General features: G+C 35.4%; 10 protein-coding genes. 7 read left to right on the top strand and 3 right to left on the bottom strand.

The window, feature by feature from the left end; all coding sequences use genetic code 11:
- Positions 1 to 21 precede the first annotated feature (21 nt).
- From WN975_RS07680 to WN975_RS07655, 6 genes are all read left to right on the top strand, one after another.
- The gene (locus WN975_RS07680) at positions 22 to 1,521 is read left to right on the top strand and encodes a RagB/SusD family nutrient uptake outer membrane protein (RefSeq protein WP_337966005.1); all 1,500 of its coding nucleotides are present in this window, start codon (positions 22 to 24) and stop codon (positions 1,519 to 1,521) included.
- Between the two features lie 201 nt (positions 1,522 to 1,722).
- Positions 1,723 to 3,729 (top strand): trehalase family glycosidase, encoded by a 2,007-nt coding sequence (locus WN975_RS07675; RefSeq protein WP_337966004.1) that lies wholly within the window; start codon positions 1,723 to 1,725, stop codon positions 3,727 to 3,729.
- A 349-nt stretch (positions 3,730 to 4,078) separates the two neighbouring features.
- Positions 4,079 to 6,214 carry a beta-galactosidase gene (locus tag WN975_RS07670; RefSeq protein WP_337966003.1) on the top strand — a complete coding sequence of 712 codons (2,136 nt, stop codon included), beginning with the start codon at positions 4,079 to 4,081 and terminating at the stop codon, positions 6,212 to 6,214.
- 198 nt (positions 6,215 to 6,412) lie between these two features.
- Positions 6,413 to 8,710, top strand: a complete 2,298-nt coding sequence (locus tag WN975_RS07665) for an aminotransferase class III-fold pyridoxal phosphate-dependent enzyme (RefSeq protein WP_337966002.1) — start codon at positions 6,413 to 6,415, stop codon at positions 8,708 to 8,710.
- 207 nt (positions 8,711 to 8,917) lie between these two features.
- Positions 8,918 to 11,869, top strand: a complete 2,952-nt coding sequence (locus tag WN975_RS07660; protein ID WP_337966001.1) for an FAD-linked oxidase C-terminal domain-containing protein — start codon at positions 8,918 to 8,920, stop codon at positions 11,867 to 11,869.
- A 187-nt stretch (positions 11,870 to 12,056) separates the two neighbouring features.
- Positions 12,057 to 13,058, top strand: a complete 1,002-nt coding sequence (locus WN975_RS07655; protein WP_337966000.1) for a DUF2235 domain-containing protein — start codon at positions 12,057 to 12,059, stop codon at positions 13,056 to 13,058.
- Between the two features lie 127 nt (positions 13,059 to 13,185).
- Here WN975_RS07655 and WN975_RS07650 read toward each other — a convergent pair whose 3' ends face one another.
- The 3 genes from WN975_RS07650 to WN975_RS07640 are packed head-to-tail and all read right to left on the bottom strand — an operon-like array spanning position 13,186 to position 16,511.
- A complete protein-coding gene (locus WN975_RS07650; protein ID WP_337965999.1) occupies positions 13,186 to 13,848 on the bottom strand; it encodes a hypothetical protein in 663 nt (220 codons plus the stop codon).
- Positions 13,848 to 16,079 carry a hypothetical protein gene (locus WN975_RS07645; RefSeq protein ID WP_337965998.1) on the bottom strand — a complete coding sequence of 744 codons (2,232 nt, stop codon included), beginning with the start codon at positions 16,077 to 16,079 and terminating at the stop codon, positions 13,848 to 13,850. The genes WN975_RS07650 and WN975_RS07645 overlap by 1 nt, the downstream gene beginning before the upstream one ends.
- Positions 16,080 to 16,112: 33 nt before the next feature.
- Entirely contained in the window at positions 16,113 to 16,511 is a 399-nt protein-coding gene (locus WN975_RS07640) for a hypothetical protein (protein WP_337965997.1), read from the bottom strand.
- Between the two features lie 478 nt (positions 16,512 to 16,989).
- Between WN975_RS07640 and WN975_RS07635 the strand changes: the two genes are divergently transcribed.
- Positions 16,990 to 19,404, top strand: coding sequence for a TonB-dependent receptor (locus tag WN975_RS07635; protein ID WP_337965996.1), 2,415 nt, complete (start codon positions 16,990 to 16,992; stop codon positions 19,402 to 19,404).
- Positions 19,405 to 19,480 lie beyond the last annotated feature (76 nt).

Below are 19,480 nucleotides of genomic sequence, written 5' to 3'. Positions count from 1 at the left end.
CGATTTAAAAAAGACATTATCATGAAAAAGATATTTTTATTATTATCCACAATAGGTCTGTTCACCATCACAAGTTGTAGTGATTATTTGGACCAACAATCTCCGGATCAACTTACTTCAGGTAATTTTTGGAGAAATAAAGCTGATGCGGAATCTGCTTTGGCATCAACCTATTCTCAATTAGAATGTGCCGTTGACGAATGGGCTTTCGCCGAAGTAAAATGGCCGGTTGAAGCGTATCGCGATGACATTAACGAATTAGGAAGTGACGCATTAAACTACCAAAACTGGGTAGAACTTTCGACATTTACCTACACAAACGGAAACAGTCAGTTTACCAGTTATTGGAAAATTAATTACAGAGGAATCAGTAATGCCAATCAGGTTATTGACAAATTGCCACAAGTTCCGGCAGCAACAATAAGCGATACAGATCGCAAACAAATTGAAGCCGAAGCTCGTTTTTTACGCGCATATTATCACATGAAATTGCTTTTGAATTGGGATCAGATTTACATTAGAAATAAATATGTAACCAAAGAAAGTGATCTAAATGTTCCGTTGGCAACACGTGCAGCAGCTTGGGATTTTATTACAAGCGAATTAAAGGCTGTAGCCGATGTACTTCCTGCAAAACAATCTGCAGACAAAACAGGTCGCGCAACAAGCGGAGCAGCAAATAGTTACCTTGGATTTGCTTATTTGACAAGAGCATATGAAGAAACAACTCAAAAACAAGCATTCTTAAACGAAGCACTTACAGCGCTTAATAAAGTTCAAGGATATGAATTAGTGAAAGATTATGTTTCTATGTTTGACGGAACTACGAAAAACACCAAAGAATCTATTTTCGAATTGCAATTTTCAGAAACTACAGCAAACGGAGCATTCTACCGTAACGCACTTCATTATTGGATGGCAGCATCTGAACTTGGAGGTTGGGATGAAATTCTGCCAAGTGCAATGCTTGTAAGCGAATTCAAAAAAGAAGGAAAAATTGCAACAACAGGAAATTACGATACACGTCTTTACAGCACAATTTTCTTCAAAGATCCATATTTCAATGATCCAAATAATCCATTGGTATTAGGAACAACTTACGATGAAAAATTTGGAGGTACAGACAAACCTGTTTACAGAAGATATATCCCAAGTACGCAGGAAAAAATGAATCAGGAATTTACCGCAATCAACATTCCATTGATGCGTTATGCGAATGTATTATTGATGCAAGCCGAAGTATTAAACGAATTAGGGCGTAGCGCAGAAGCGATTCCGTATATCGACAAAGTTCGCGCAAGAGCAGATATGCCTGGAATGACAGGAACAACAACTGCCGAAGTAAGAGCACAAATCGAGCACGAAAGAATCATAGAATTCCCATTAGAAAACTATCGTTTTTATGATTTACGCCGTTGGGGAAAAACAAAAGCAGCACTTGACGCCGTTGGACGCACAGGTTTTGATGCATCAAAAAACAGCTTTTACCCAATTCCTTTAACAGAATTGCAAACGAAATAATAATTTAAAAAGAATTCAATTAAAGTTTTTTTTTCGCCACGAATTCCACGAATTTCCACTAATTTATTATGTTGATTATTTTTAAAATAATTCGTGATAATTTGTGGAATTCGTGGCGAACTTTTTTCTAAAAGTATTTAACAAAAAGAAACATTTAGTATATTATATCTAAATAAAAACACATCAAAAAAACAAAATAACATGGGCAAAAAGAAAATATTTTTTATTCTTGCATCCTTTTTTATATTACAAAATGGTTGGTCCCAAAAGAGTTTTCCAAACTTAGAATCAGCCAAAAACAGTATAAATTACAAAGGAAACCCAACAAATGCTACAGACAGAAAACCATTAGCATTTTCAGATAAAGGCGCATGGTTTGCCTTCGGATTCTTAGAACAATCAGAAGTTCAGGCAGGATTTTCAGGACCATTTTTAATGACAGAACAAAATGGAGTTTGGTTAAGTCCATCTTTTGTTTCGCTGCAGCTAAAGGATGAAAACAAACAAGAAGCCATCAACTGGAAAAGTGCATTAGTTGCTCAAAACAGCTACAACAGCCATTTAGAACAAGAATTTAAAAATGAAAAACTAACGATAAAACAACAATTAGTATTTTTATCAGGACATTCCGCATTACAAAAAACAAGCATTACCAATACATCAGGAAAGGCAATAACACTTTTTCCTTCGTATGAATCGAATATATTTCTGGATGATTTACAATTATCGAAAGAGGGAAACACATTAAAAATCGTTTCCACGAAAAGTACAGCGACAGGTTATATTCAGTTTTTGAAAAGCAATCCCGAAATTGAAATTTCAAAACAAGGATACAAAGCACAAACAGAAAAATTGGTCTTAAAACCAAATGAAACCAAAGAAATTGTAGTTGCTCAAACGTTTATTTTTGCTCAATATTCATGGAAAAACGAAAACGAAGCAATAGCAAAAACAGCATTTAATACGCTTTTAAACAACACGCAAAAGGAAAAAGAAAAGCAATTGGCACAATTAATTGCCAGAAAGAAAAGCATTTACAAAGACGCAGTTTATTCTGATTTAGTAGCAAAATTAGTATTGACATTACAAAATAATACAAGAATTGCCGCAGAAGGATTAAAACACGGCGGACTTTTCCCGAGTTATAATTACGAATGGTTTCATGGTTTTTGGGCTTGGGACAGTTGGAAACACGCCGTTGCAGTAGCTAATTATGATTCGGAATTAGCGAAAAATCAAATGCGAGCTTTGTTTGATTATCAGGAACCAAACGGATTTATTCCGGATTGTATTTATAGAAATAATCTTCTGGAAGAAAACAATTACCGAAACACAAAAGCGCCGCTTGCAGCTTGGGCAATCTGGAAAATTTATGAGAAAACAAAAGACGTTAATTTCATAAAAGAGTTTTATCCAAAGCTAAAATTATATCACAATTGGTGGTACAAAGAACGTGATCACGACCAAGATGGTTTATGCGAATTTGGCTCAACTGACGGAACTGTAATCGCAGCAAAATGGGAAAGCGGAATGGACAACGCCGTTCGTTTTGATGATAGCAAAATCCTGAAAAATGGAGAAAAAGCATATTCATTAGATCAGGAAAGTGTTGATTTAAACGCCTTTTTATATGCAGAAAAAAACTATCTGAATAAAATGGCAGAAGTTCTAAAACTAACCGAAGAAGCTAAAAAATGGAAAGACGAAAGTATAACCTTAAAAGGTAAAATTCAAACTCAATTTTGGGATGCCGAAACAGGTTGGTTTTACGACACAACAATCGACGGAAAAACATTGATAAAAGCAATGGGCTGTGAAGGATATTTGCCAATTTGGGCAGAAGTTGCAACACCAGAACAAGCCAAAGCAGCCAAAACAAATATGATGGATACAAATTCCTTAAACACATTTGTTCCGTTACCAACATTGGCAGCAAATCACCCTAAATTTAAACCGGAAGGCGGATATTGGAGAGGACCGGTTTGGTTAGATCAAAGCTATTTTGGAATAAACGGTTTAGAGAAATACGGATGCACAAACGAAGCAAACGAATTAGCGCACAAACTGATTTATAATGCCGAAGGAGTTTTAGACAAAGGCACTTCAATAAGAGAAAACTATCAGCCAGTTACAGGAAAAGGATTAGAAGCCTTTAGTTTTAGCTGGTCAGCGTCTCATTATTTGATGCTGCTTTTAGAGGATAAATAGTTAAGTTAATTTAAAGTATCAGTGGGAAATGGCATTAAGTTAAGCTTTTAGAAATAAAATTAATCTCGCAAAGGCGCGAAGTCGCAAAGGTTTTGTCATTTCGACGAAGGAGAAATCTCCGCAAGTAACTCCGTAACGAGAATCCAATATTTGTCGAGCTTCTCACGAATATCTCTCCTTTGAAATGACAATATTGAGTTTAAACTTGGCGGCTTTGCGACTTTGCGTGAGATTTATTCGATACAATATTAAAAAACTTTAACTTAATGACATTGCCCGTAGGGACTACACAAAATCAGCAACTGAAATTATTTATCTAAATTTGATTAACACAACAATATTACAAAGTATGTTCAACCAAAATATATCGCTTTCAAAAATAGTATTGACAGGATTGCTTATTGCAAGTTGCAATTCGGTGCCTGTTTTTGCTCAAAGCAAAAAAACTACAGTTACAGAAAAGAAAGATCCGCAGCGTTTTTTCTCAAAGCCGGATTTAATGCAAATTGGGGTTTATTATTATCCGGAACAATGGCCGAGAGAACAATGGGAACGAGATCTAAAAAACATCAAAAAACTAGGATTTGAGTTTACGCATTTTGCCGAATTTGCATGGACTTTTATGGAACCTGAAGAAGGTAAATATGATTTTAAATGGCTGGATGATGCTTTGGCTATAGCCGAAAAACAAGGATTAAAAGTAATTCTTTGTACGCCAACGCCAACTCCGCCAGCTTGGATGGGAGAGAAGTATCCAGAGATTTATTTGGTAGATGCAAGTGGTCGCCGCAGAGAACATGGTAACAGAGCAAATCAGTCTGTTTCGAATGAAAAATACAGAGAGTTTGTAGAAAAAATAGTTACAGAACTCGGAAAAAGATACGGTAAAAACAAAAACATTATGGGCTGGCAAGTGGATAACGAGCCGGGCGCGCCAGATGATTTTAGTCCGTCTGCACAAAAAGGGTTTCAGAAATGGCTTAAAGCTAAATACGGAACAATCGAAAAGCTAAATGCCGAATGGTTGGGAAGTTTCTGGAGTATTCGATATAATAATTTCGAGCAAATCGCGATTCCAAATGCAGAGCTTTATTCGGAAGATAAATTGAGTCCGCATGCGATTTTAGATTTCAAAAGATTCACAGCAGATTCTCAGGCAGAATATCTGAATTTGCAAGCAGAAACACTTCGTAAATATGTTGATCCAAAACAATGGATTACTACAAATTATACGAATGTAGTTTACGGCGCAGATCCAAGAAGAACAGACAAAATGGATTTTGCAACGTACACAATGTATCCCGTAAGCGGAAGAAATACATTGGGAGGACAGAATTTTAGAATGGGACAACCTAATAAAATTTCGGAAGCCAATGATTATTACAGATCTATAAACGGCGTTACGGGCGTTATGGAAATGCAGCCGGGACAAGTAAACTGGGCAAGTATAAACCCGCAATTACTTCCGGGAACGGTTCATATGTGGATCTCGCAAGCTTTTGGCGGCGGTTGTTCTTTTACATGTACGTATAGATACAGACATCCGTTGGGAAGCAGCGAAATGTACCACGACGGAATCGTAGGAACTGATGGCGTAACTTTGTCACAAGGCGGAAAAGAGTTCGTACAATCAATCGAAGACATGAAATTACTTCGTAAGGAATACAATCCAAAAGCGGTGATTCCGGAGAATCTTTCGAAAAGAAAAACTGGATTTTTATGGAGTCATGAAAATCTTTGGGATTTGGAAAACCAGAAACAAACGGAATTTTGGAATACATGGAGACATAGAAATACGTACACATCGGCTGTAAAATCGACTGGTGCGCCAATGGATTTTATTACAGAAGAAGATGATTTTTCTGCTTATCCGTTTATTGTGGCTCCGGCTTATCAATTGATCGATCAGAAATTAGTCGACAAATGGACGAAATATGTTGAGAATGGAGGAAACTTAATTCTTTCTTGTCGCACAGGTCAAAAAGATAAAAACGGACATTTCTTTGAAGCCAATTGGAGCGCACCAATCGTGCCTTTAATTGGAGCTGATGTAGAATTTTTTGACATGCTTGTCGAAGATGTAAACGGAACTATAACCGCTGGAACGAATACATACAAATGGAATTCGTGGGCAGATGTTTTAAATCCAAAACAAGGAACAGAAGTTTTAGCAACTTATGCAGATCAGTTTTATAAAGGAAAAGCAGCGGCAATTACCAGAAAATTAGGCAAAGGAACAATTACGTATATTGGCGCTGAAAGCAAAGACGGAAACTTAGAAAGAGAAGTTGTAAGAACAATTTACGAACGTGCAAAAGTTGCCATTGAAGACTTACCAAGAGGCGTATATGTAGAATGGAGAGACGGTTTTTATGTAGGCGTAAATTATACAAACGAACCTGTAAACTTGCCAATTCCGCAAGGAAGCAAAATATTGGTAGGACAAAATCCATTACAACCGGCTCAGGCAATTATTTGGAAATAAAAGTTTGAGATAAAGTAAGAGTTAGCCACGAATTTCACGAATGAGCACGAATTTTTTAAAATAATATGCGCATAGTATTAGTGTAAATTCGTGAAATTCGTGGCGAAAAAACTTCCAAGATTACGCAAATAAACAAAATATAATTCGTGCTAATTCGTGGAATTCGTGGCGAAAAAATAATAATTTAATATAGTAACAATGACTTTTTCAGAAGCAACTATTCAGGATTTAGTAAAAGAACATTACGGATTAATCGTGACCGTAAAAGCATTAAATGGATATGATGAATTGAATTTTCTTTTATCGAATGAGAAAAATGAAAAATACATTCTAAAAGTGTCCAATGAGAGTCATCCATTTCCTTTTTTAGAAGCGCAGATAAATATAATTCAGCACCTTAAAAAAAGCAATATATCTGATTGTTTTCAGCATTTTAGCATCAATAAACAAGGCGAAGAATTAACTAAAATAGTAAGAGATTCTAAAACGTATTATATTAGAATTTTAAACTTTCTCGAAGGTACTTTTTGGGTTGATGTAGAAGACAAAACAAGCGAATTACACCACAATCTAGGAACATTTTTAGGCAAGATGGACAATGCGTTACAGGATTTTTCTCATCCCGCAATGCATCGCAATTATACTTGGGATATTAGTCGTGCGAGCGAATCGGGAGATAATCTGAAACACATTTTAAATCACGAAAGAAGACGTATTGCAGGTTATTTTCTGTTACAGTTTGATACTGAAGTTTTACCGCAAATTCACCGTTTAAGACACGCATATGTGCATAACGATGCCAACGATTACAATGTATTAGTACAAGAAAATCGCATCAGCGGTTTGATCGATTTTGGCGATATGGTTTATACCGCACTCATCAATAATTTGGCAATTGCCTGTACGTATGCAATGCTCGACGAAGAAAATCCGTTGGAAGTTGCCGCATCAATTGTTGCTGGATATCACAAAGCGTACGCATTGACAGAGCAGGAATTAGATTTGTTGTACTATTTAATTGCCGGAAGACTTTGCATAAGCGTGACGCAATCTGCTTATAATGCTTCATTAGACAGTAATAACGAGCATCATTTTATTACAGAAAAACCAGCTTGGGATTTGTTGTATAAACTAATCGAAATTAACCCAATCAAAGCTCAGGATGCTTTTAGAAAAGCGTGCGGTTTTGCCGGATTAATCAATGAAGATGATTATAGTGATTTATTAGAAATTCGTAAAAAGAAAATTGGTCGAAATCTGAGCATTGGCTACAAAGACAAACTAAAAATTGTAAAAGGAGCTTTGCAATATTTATACGATGATAAAGGAAGAACCTTTGTAGATTGCGTCAATAATCCTTCGCATGTTGGACATTGTCATCCGGTTGTAGTTCGAAAAATGCAAAAGCAAATCGCAACTTTAAATACCAATACAAGATATTTGAATGACGCCATAACAGAATATGCCGAAAAATTAACAGCAACATTACCGGAAAAACTTAGCGTTTGCTACTTCGTAAATTCAGGAAGTGAAGCCAATGATTTAGCAATCAGAATGAGCCGTCATTATACCAAACAAAAAGATATTATTGTGCTCGATCATGCGTATCACGGGACATCGACTGTAGCAATGGAAATGAGTCCGTATAAATTTGACAGCAAAGGCGGTTCCGGTCAAATGCCTTGGATTCACAAAGCGATAAATCCGGATTTGTATCGTGGTCCGTATAAATATGGCGACGAAAAAGCAGGTGAAAAATATGCCGAAGATGTACAAAGAATCATCGAAGATTTAAAGAAAGAAGACAAAGCGCCAGCCGTATTTATCTGTGAAACTTTATTGGGAGTTGGAGGGCAAATTCCGTTACCGGAAAATTATCTAAAAACCGCTTACGATTATGTCAGAGCAGTCGGAGGCGTTTGTATTGCCGATGAAGTTCAGGTTGGTTTCGGGAGAATTGGAGATCATTTCTGGGGATTTGAATTGCAAAATGTAGTTCCTGATATTGTCGTTTTAGGAAAACCAATTGGTAACGGACATCCGCTTGCAGCAGTAATTGTTACAGAAAAAATTGCAGATTCTTTCAATAATGGACTTGAATATTTTAACACTTTTGGCGGAAATCCCGTTTCTATGACAACAGGTTTAGCGGTTTTGGATGTTATTCAGGAGGAAGAAATGCAACAACACGCTTTAGAAGTTGGAAATCATTTAATGGATGGACTTAAAGGTTTAATGTCGAAATATTCAATAATAAGTGATGTTCGCGGACATGGATTGTTTATTGGTGCCGAAATGGTAAAAGACAGAACAACAAAGGAACCCGCAGTTCCGGAAATAGATATCGTAGTCGAAAAATTGAAAGCAAATGGCTATTTATTAAGCACAGACGGACCATTACATAATGTATTAAAAATAAAACCACCAATGACTTTCAGTAAACAAAATGCTGACGAAATGGTGAAATTTTTAGATATCGCTTTAAGCGAATTGTAGAAAAAAATATTTAATACATAATTCGAAGCTTTAAACGCATTTTTGTCATTTCGACGGAGGAGAAATCTTCACAAGTAACTCCGCAACGCAAATCCAATCTTTGTGGAGCTTCTCGCGAAGATTTCTCCTCCGTCGAAATGACAATATAGTGTTTAAGCTTTGCATCGATAATTACATAATAAAATATCAAAATATCAAAATATCAAAATGAATAACAATAATATCCTTTCCAAGAGTTCTATTAATCTTGAAGGTTTAGAAAAGCAATTAGAGGGTAAATTATTTTACGATCACACGATGCGTTTGCTCTATGCAACAGATGCCAGCGCTTATAAAGAAATGCCTTTGGCGGTTGCGATTCCGAAAACGAAGGAAGATATTCAGAAGATTATTGCCTTTGCAAGAGAAAATAATAGCAGTGTGATTCCTCGTGCCGCTGGAACTTCGCTTGCGGGACAAGTGGTTGGGAACGGAATTATTGTTGATATTTCGCAAGAGTTCACAAAAATTATTTCAGTTGATCAGGAAAATAAATCGGCTTGGGTAGAACCGGGCGTAATTCGTGACGAACTAAATCTTCATTTAAAGCAATATAAACTCTTTTTTGGTCCGGAAACTTCTACCAGTAATCGTTGTATGATTGGCGGAATGGTTGGAAATAATGCTTGTGGCGCAAGATCTGTTATTTATGGATCTACGCGTGAACATTTATTGGAAATCAAAGGTTTTTTGGCAGATGGAAATGAAGTTACTTTTGGTTCTTTAACAAATGCTGAATTTGAAGATAAATGTAATGGAATCAATGTTGTGAGTCCTTTAGAGCAAGCGATTTATGTTCAGGCAAAAGAAATATTATCTTCTGAAAGTAACAGAATTTTATTCGATGATAATTTTCCTAAGAAAACAATTCCGAGGAGAAATACAGGTTATGCTTTGGATTTATTGGCGGATTCGATGCCTTTTGGAACTTTCGACGAGAAATTCAATTTCTGTAAATTAATTGCAGGATCTGAGGGAACTTTGTTTTTTTCTACCGCTATAAAATTGAATTTAGTTGATGCGCTAAAACCTTACGCAGCTTTGGTTTGTGTACATTTTGAAAGCATAAATGAATCGCTAAAAGCAAATATAGAAGCGTTGAAATTTAATCCGGATAGTGTCGAATTAATTGACCATTATATTCTGGAATGTACCAAAGAAAATATAGAACAAAGCAAGAATCGTTTTTTTGTAAAAGGAGATCCTCAGGCAATTTTGGCGGTTGAATTTTTAAGAGATTCGCAAGAAGAAATTGACGCTGTTGCAAAAGAAATGGAAGCTTTGATGCGTTCTAAAAACCTGGGATATCATTTCCCGATTGTTTATGGCGACGATACGAACAAGGTTTGGGCATTGAGAAAAGCAGGATTGGGTTTATTATCGAATATCCCAGGTGACGCAAAAGCGGTTGCCGTAATCGAAGATACTGCTGTAGATGTTAATGATTTGCCGGATTTTATCGAAGATTTTAATGCTATATTAAAAGAGCGAAACTTAAACTGCGTGCATTATGCGCATGCGGCAACGGGAGAATTGCATTTGCGTCCTATTATAGATTTAAAAACTAAAGAAGGCACCGCAATTTTTAGAACTATTGCAACAGATATTGCGCATTTGGTAAAGAAATACAAAGGTTCTTTGAGCGGAGAACATGGCGACGGAAGACTTCGAGGAGAATTTATTCCGTTGATGTTGGGCGAAGAAATCTATCAATTGTTTATTCAAATAAAGCAAGTTTGGGATCCTTGGGGAGTTTTTAATCCGGGGAAAATTGTCAATACGCCACCAATGGATTCTAGTTTGAGATATACGGCGGGTCAGGAAACGCCAATGCCGGAAACGTATTTTGATTTCTCTGAACATAACGGAATCCTGCGTGCTGCCGAAATGTGCAACGGATCTGGAGATTGTAGAAAAACAGAGAAAAGCGGCGGTACAATGTGCCCAAGTTATATGGCAACGCGCGATGAAAAACATACTACGCGTGCAAGAGCAAATATGTTGCGAGAAACGATTACAACTTCGAAAAAAGCGAACAGGTTTGATGATGAAAACCTGCTTGATGTTCTCGATTTGTGTTTAAGTTGTAAAGGTTGTAAATCTGAATGTCCGTCGAATGTTGATATGGCAAAACTAAAAGCCGAAACGTTACAACAATATCATGATAAAAATGGCGTAAAATTCCGTTCAAGATTGATTGGAAATACGCCAAAAATAAACCATTTGTTTGCCGCAATTCCGTGGATGTATAATTTGTCAACAAAAGGGGTTTTGGGCAATGTGATTAAAAAAGCAACTGGTTTTGCTACAGAAAGAAAATTGCCTTTGATGCACAAAATTACTTTTGAAAAATGGATGAAAAATTACCTTCAAAAAGGAGATTTTGTAAATGGCAAAGTGTATTTATACAATGATGAATTTCTGAATTATTATGATGTTGAAATAGGGCAGACGTCTGTTAAGCTTCTGAATAGTTTAGGATATGAAGTTGAAATTCCTAAAATTGGAATCAGTGGAAGAACATATCTTTCGAAAGGAATGCTAAAACAAGCACGAGAAATTGCAGAACAAAATACTAGAGATTTCGAAATTTCAATTCCAGAAAATGGTGTTTTAATCGGGATAGAACCTTCGGCGATATTGAGTTTTCGTGATGAATATCCTGATTTGTGCCGTGGAGATTTAAAAGCAAAAGCGAAAACATTTGCAACCAAAACCTTTTTAATCGAAGAGTTTTTAGCCAAAGAATTAGACGCAGGACGAATTTCATCAAATAGTTTTACAGATAAAACAGAACGAGTTAGAATGCACGGACATTGTTTTCAGAAAGCCTTGTCGTCATTGGTTCCGTTAAAGAAAATTTTAATGTTGCCAAAGAATTATACAGTTCTGAATATTCCAAGTGGATGTTGCGGAATGGCGGGTTCTTTTGGCTATGAAAAAGAACATTATGACATTTCTATGAAAATAGGAGAGTTGGTTTTGTTTCCAACGATTCGTTCGGAAGAAGCTGCGACATTGATTTCGGCTTCAGGAACAAGTTGTAGACATCAAATCGCTGACGGTACAGGACGAAAAGCGCAACATCCGGTAGAAATACTTTATGAAGCTTTGAAGTAGGTTTTATAAGAGAATAAAATAATTTAGTTAAGTTTTTTCTTTAAAAAAGACTGCATTCTTAAATGAATGCAGTCTTTTTTTATTGTAATTTCGTAAAATTTAAAATACTGATAATCAGTGATTTTTGTTTTTTTTTACATATGAAAATTTAGTCTTATTTTTTTTAATAATCTTAAATATTGTAGCTATGCCTAAAAAAATAACCATCTTATTTGATGGAACATGGAATAATGGTATTGAAGGAAATTGTGATACGAATATTAATGCACTTAAGCTTTCAATTTCAAAAGTTAACCAAGTCCAATTTTATTATGTTGGAGTTGGAGAGAATATTGGAAAAGTAAATAGAGCTGTATGGGGAGCATTTGGGAAAGGTGTTTTTGGAGCTGTTCGTAAAGCTTGGGAGGATATTGCTAATAATTATGAAGATGGAGATGCAATATACATTTTTGGATTTAGTAGAGGTGCTTTTGCCGCAAGGCATCTTGCATCTATGATTGTTAGATATGGTACAAGTGCATATCAAGGAAGAATAGAGGATGGTTTTAGAGAATATTTGGCTAACTGCCATAAGTCATGTGAAAATGTTAAAAAGGAAGTTCATTTTTTGGGTTTATTTGATTGCGTCCCTGGCAACTATTTATATCTTTTGCGAAATAATAGTTTTCATTTAAATTCATCAAAACTTGAAAAAGGAATTCTACATTTTAGACATGCTGTTTCAATAAATGAAAGAAGATATTCATTTCGGCCAATTTTATTTAAAAAAGGGGCGCAACAAAGTTTTGCACAACATTGGTTTCCAGGTTATCATAGTGATGTAGGGGGAAACAGAGATAATTCTTTAGGACTTTCAAGTTTTAGTCTTTGGTGGATGATTAGGGAGGTGTACGGACTTGGATTGAACTTTGAAAACATACAATGTCCAAATCATTTCGGCGGAAATAATTTAGGAGTCATTCTCAATGTTAATCCAGAGGAACAACCAACTTCCTCGGATTATTTTACCACAAAACTCGGTATTACATGGGAGAGACAAAAAAGAGAAAAAGAGAATCTGCCGAGCGAACAATTAGGATTTGAGAATCTTAATATTTGTCCGAGATGCGGTAATGAAATGTTCGACTATTTTTCAACTGATTACGGAAAGATGAGATTAGAAAGAATGGGTTTAAGGGATGATATATAATACAACTACATATTGATTGTATGTTTGCTGCAGACATCAAATCGCTGACGGTACAGGACGAAAAGCGCAACATCCGGTAGAAATACTTTATGAGGCGTTGAAGTAAGTTTTATAGATAAAAAGAGAATTATTTACGCTTCTTCCTCCAGATTTCAAGTTCATATTTTGCGTCAATTCCCAAATTATCATGAATAAATGGAACGTAATAACTTTTGGATTTATCCTGATTTGCACCAATGAGAACGCCTAAAACATTATAGTCTTCATCATAAATGAGACTGCCGGATTCTCCTGGAATAGAAAATGGCCTTCCCTCCAGAGGATCGACTTCTGTTAGCCCCGTAAAAGGAAAGTTTCTGCCGGAATGAGTAAAAATAATCTCTTCATCTATAAAAAGTGTTGATACTTTACCTTTCCTGATTGATCCATTATTTTTTATTATATATACGATTTGTTCCTCAACACCTTGTTCTATAGAAGGCGGATATATTATTTTACCCGGTAATTTCCAGCATGGTTCGATATCGGGTAAAAGTTTAAACAATGCAATATCCAGATAATTCTTTTGATTATTGAGTTTGATCCAGTATTGAAGCGTTCCTATTTGAACGTCAGAACCGGCCTGAAAAATAGCATCCCCAACAGAACAATTATTAAGGTTTGCTATTACATGATTATTGGAGATTGCAAAAACATCCTTTCCGCCAAAGGTGAAAAAGCCTCCCAATGTGCCTGCTTCAAGAGCTCCTTCGCGGCATATTTGCATAGTATTGTAAATAACTGTTGCCATTATGGTACTTGGTTTGAAGTGTATAGATTAAGAAAAGTGACATCAATAGCAATAAATAAACCTACTCTGAAAGCATTAGATTGATATTCGTTACCTGATTGATTGATAGTTCTTAGCGATGGAGTATAGTTCATACTGACTCCATATACTACTGGTGAGTTTGGTAAATGTCGCATAATTGCTAATCCTGGTGAAAGCATCTGTTTAAAAGTGACATTAGGAGCAGGTTCTTCATCAGAATCATTTGATGTTATTCTATAATTTAATGCCGCACCAAGATCAAGAATTTGGATGAAAAGGTTTGTACTGATAAAATTCTTTTCTTTACACTTACTTCCTAAACTCAAATCAATTCCTATAGGCAAATAGACAGCTGGTGTAAAAGCCCAGCTACTTTCTTTTGGCTGATCTGTTTGAGGCGTACCATCAGCATTCTCCTTAAATTTATAAATTCTTTCTGCTCCACCCAATACGCCCGGGAAAGCACTTAGCGATATATTGTATTTATGCGTATTCTTTAACTTATATAAATTTCGGGGTATCAATTCATCCAACGCAGATTTAACCTGTTCTGAGTCTTTGGCATTAATTATATTAACCATGAAACTACCATATATTTGAAAGTTACTTAATGTGGTTTCCATTTTTTCATTTGTGCCCATCATTCTGATAATTCCTGCAGTACCATCTACGACAGCGCCATAACGTCTGTTTGCAATACCTTCTCCAATTTCGGATAGTGCAGAATAGTACTGTTTTATTTTAGCATGAGTGTCTGTTATTTTTTTTGCGACGGCGGCATCTTTTATAACGATCGGAATATAATTTACAACTTGATCTGTGAGTTGAAAACTTAGTTCAAAAAGCTTTCTGCTTTCTTCAAAATTTAATTCGTTTGTTTTTACATTTCCTGAATTATTAACTGCATTTTGGTAAGTAGAAGTCATATTTATGGTTTGTCGATATAAGCCAGAAAATTTATTAAGATTTGAATCTATTAAAAGTTGGGTTAAGAAATCATTGCTTTCGCCATCAGAGATATAGTTTATTGCGTCTAAATGTCTTATATATATTAGTTTAGCGAAAATCTTCCAAGAAGCAAAATCCATTCGATTGATATCTTCTGTAGTAGTTGATATGTAGACATCGTTATTATCCATTGTGCCACCAGCTTTTAGGAGAATATCAGACAATACGGCTAATTTCTTAAAAACTTCATTTTTAGGTTTAGGTTTTAGAAGATATTCGGCACTCATATCGCTAAGAATATTTACCAGATGTTTCTTGAGATAAAGATCATAAACCAATCGGCTACCTCCTGTGATAGTTGCTTTTATTTCTGATGCTTTTACTTCTGAGCATTCAGTTAAATTTGTTTTATTTAGAAGCAGGGCAACGAATTCTTCATTTTGGAGTTGTAATGGAAAATTGCGAAGATCTTCCTGAAATGCAGCTTTCCATTTATCACCGTATTGCGCAAGATTTAGGCTTTGGGTAGTATTGAAAGCATTTAAAACTCCCAAAGTTTGCGGAAGAAGTTGTTTAATTATAGGATCTTCTTTCAACGTGTTATACCATTTTGAAAGGTAAACTTCAACCATTTGCTCTTTTGCCCGGCTGATGGTAAAATCTACAATACCGTATATTATTTCTGCTTCTGAAAAGGCGAAGTTAGTTTTTACGCCTTCAGTTTGCAAATCACCAAATTTGGAGAGTTTTTCTAAATTTTCAAATCGTTTAGGACACGTAGAAGCGATCTTTAGTAATTCATTCGGATCATCTGTATTGGCAATAAAAAGAATGTATTTAAGTTCGTTTTCCTCTGTGCTTTTGGTTAATTCATCTTTTTCAGCTGTACTTATTTTGCTATTGCTGTTTTTACTATTGTCTTTGGTACCGTTATCATCATCTGCTGCCGGTTGTTCACCACCACCGGTTTCTGGTGGACCATTTTGCTTTTTGGTTTTTTTCTTTTTTGAATCGGACTGGGCTATTTTTTTTGGAGTTGTCTTATTATCAAGAAGTTTGTTAAAAGCTTTAATATCTTGAGACTTTACTTCAAGTATGCCTTTATCGTTAAGTGTGATATTTATTTTACTTTTAAGTGCAACTCTTTTAGCGATCGTTTTAATAAGATTAGCTTCTTTCAAATAGTTGTCGTCTTGCTGCGCATAGCCAGTACAGTTTAAGAATAATATTAAAAGAAATAGCAGTTTTGTAATTTTGTTCATGTTGGTTATATTTTGGGGTTGGTTCGTATCAAATTATCCTGGTTGTTCAGACGCTCCGGGGCGAGGCGCTTTTCCGTCATCGGCAACGGATTCTGTAGTATTTGAGGGAATAGATTTTTTTATAAAACCTTCGATAAAGTCGGTTCCTGCATAACCAATTCCGATAAGCGTCATTATGGTTTCTTTTGGAGTTGCACTAAAAATAGTTGACTTAAAATCTGATATTGATACAACTCCAACTATACCTGCCACAAAACCAATAATAAGACTAATGACAAACCTGCTGGTATCAAACATTTGCGAAGGCGCTATACTTTCTTTTGCAGCTACATCATATAGCTTTTTATAGCCAACTAGAAATCTCAACATTTGGCCTACAAGACCTAAGATTCCTCCAATTAGTAAATTCAGAATAAGTTCAGATGATTCCATAATTATATTCTAATGTTAATATGTATTATTTGAAAAGGATCGCATTTTCTAAATTGAAATCCATTAATTCTAGCTTTATTGTGGCGCGGCGTGTAGATTATCTTCCGATTTTGGCGTAGTAAAAGAGCGGTGTTTGAACACATCGAAAGTATTCAAAAAATAGTGATGTTATGTAAGTAAAAATACCTGTTTTACAGATCTGTAATAGCAAGTTACAGATAAGTATTTGACAGTTGTGTTTTGCGAATTTGACTGTTTCAATAATTCCTCAAAGACTCAAATTATATTTAAACTCTTCTCAAAATTAAAGAAAAAGTTTGTAGAGTCAGAATAAACTTGCAGCTTTTTTCAGTGTGTTTGTACACACTGATTTTAGATTATTTATTTCGAAAAAAATTATATTCTTATGCGAATAAATTCAAATAAATATTGTTCATTTGCGATCTAATTTAGAATCAGTTTAAATAAGAATAATCAGATGAAAATACCATTACTAATAATGTCTTCTTTAAAGGAGATTAATCAAAAAAAACAACAAAAATCAAAATATAATTTAGCATTTCTTATTCTGATATTCTCAGTTTTGAATGTTGGATTTATTCAGGCGCAAACAGCAACTACAGGACAAATTTCCGGAACTGTTATCACAAACGACGGTAATGCAAGTCAGGGAGTTGTGGTAAAATTGATCGAAATAAATAAAAGTGCTGTAACCAATTCAGCAGGTAAATATGATTTCAAAAAATTACCTTTTGGAAAATATACTTTAGAAGTTTCGATGGCAGGATATGCGTCATCTACCGAAACTGCTGAGATTACAGAACAAGCTCCAACTGCAGATGTTGACATAAGAGTAAACTCATCTGTAGAGAATCTTGATGATGTTGTAATTCGTACTGGAGGAAATCGTTTTGCTAAAAAAGAAAGTTTTGATGTAGCAAAAATGCCTTTAAAAAACATTGAAAATTCACAGGTTTATATCGTCGTAAGCAAGGAATTAATGAAAGAGCAGGTTATTACAGATTATAATAGTGCTTTTAAAAACGTTCCCGGAGCCGGTATTGCCGAAGTAAGAAATCAAGGCCGAACAACTTCTATTTCGAGAGGTTTTGCAACGCCTCAAGTTGTTAGAAACGGTGTTGGTAGTTTTACTTATACGAGTATTGATCCTGCAAATTTAGAGCGTATTGAGGTTATCAAAGGACCATCTGCAACACTTTTTGGAAGTACATTATCATCATTTGGAGGTTTATTTAATCGTGTTACCAAAAAGCCTTTTGATTCCTTCAAAGGTGAAATTTCGTACTCAGCAGCAAGTTGGGATTTGAATCGTTTTACGGCAGATATTAATACGCCAATTAACGCAGATAAAACGGCTTTGTTGAGAGTAAATACGGCTTTTCATAGCGAAAGAAGTTTTCAGGACGCAGGATTCAACAAAAACTTTTCTATAGCTCCAAGTTTTTCTTATGAAATCAACGAGAGATTAACGCTTTTAATCGACGCCGAATTTAGTTTATACAAAGCAACTTCGCCAACCAGACTTACTCCGTTTGCGGGAAAAGGAGCTTTAACGAGTATTGAAGCGCTTGATATTCCTTATAAATTATCTTTTGCCAATAATACCATCAATTATACAAGTCAGCAATACAATGTTTTTGCGCAGTTAAAGTATAAAATCTCTGATGAATGGACGTCCCAAACCATCTTATCTAGAACAAGATCATCATCTGATGGTTATGTGGTAGCATTGCAAATGACATCACCAACGACATTAAGACAACAAGTTACGTATCAGGAATCTCCGTTTTACGGAACTGATATTCAGCAAAATTTTATTGGTAAATTTAATATCGGAAAGCTGAAAAACAGAGTTGTAGCGGGAGTTGATTATTATAGTTTGCGCGCAACACGTAATGATGCAATTGTAAACATGCCGGCAATGGATTATAAAAAACCGGGTGATGCTTATAATAATTTTAATGTGGATAAAGTGGCGCCAATGTTTGTTACCGCTAAGTTTACTAATTATGTATCGAATGACGAAGAAACCTATAGTGCTTATGTTTCGGATGTTTTGAATGTTACAGATAGATTATTGGCAATGGGAGGAATTCGTGTGGATCGCTATATGAACAACGGAACTTATTATCCAAGCAAAGATTCGATCGCCGGAAATTATAACCAAACGGCTTTATCTCCAAAATTTGGATTAGTTTACCAAATTATGAAAGAAAAAATTTCGGTTTTTGGTAATTATATGAATGGTTTTAGCAACGTTTCGGGTTCTGATTTTTATGGTAATACATTCAAACCAAATCAGGCGAATCAATGGGAGGGAGGATTTAAGTTTGACCTTAATAAAATCTCGGCTACATTAAGTTATTACGATATTCAGGTAACAAATGTTACTCGTGACGATCCGGATCATTCAAACTTCTCAGTTCAGGATGGAACTCAAGTTAGTAAAGGTTTCGAAGCGGAGTTTATTGCCAACCCAATTTCAGGATTAAATATCGTTGCAGGTTATACTTATAATGATAGTAAATTTGAAAAGAGTAATCCTAATTTCCAAGGTTTACGACCATCAACGGCCGGATCACCAACTACGGCAAATTTATGGGCAAGTTATAGAGTTACGACAGGTGGCGCGCAAGGTTTAGGAATTGGTTTTGGAGGTATTTATGGTAGTAAATATAACCAGACAAATACCGCAGCGTTCAAGTTTTCTATTCCGTCGTATACGGTATTAGATGCTTCACTTTTCTACGATCAGCCAAAATACAGACTTGGTCTTAAAGTAGATAATATTACCAACGAAAAATATTGGTCTTACAGACTTGCAGCTCAAAATCCAACTCGTATAACAGCAAATGTTACATTTAAATTCTAAGATTATTTCGAGAAGATAGCTTTTGAGGTTTTATAAAAAAAGGGATTATTTCACTAATAATGAAATAATCCCTTTT

Source organism: uncultured Flavobacterium sp., assembly GCF_951805225.1.
Classification (GTDB): domain Bacteria; phylum Bacteroidota; class Bacteroidia; order Flavobacteriales; family Flavobacteriaceae; genus Flavobacterium.
Note: the sequence above shows the minus strand (reverse complement) of the source record. Positions and strands in the feature narration are given on the sequence as shown.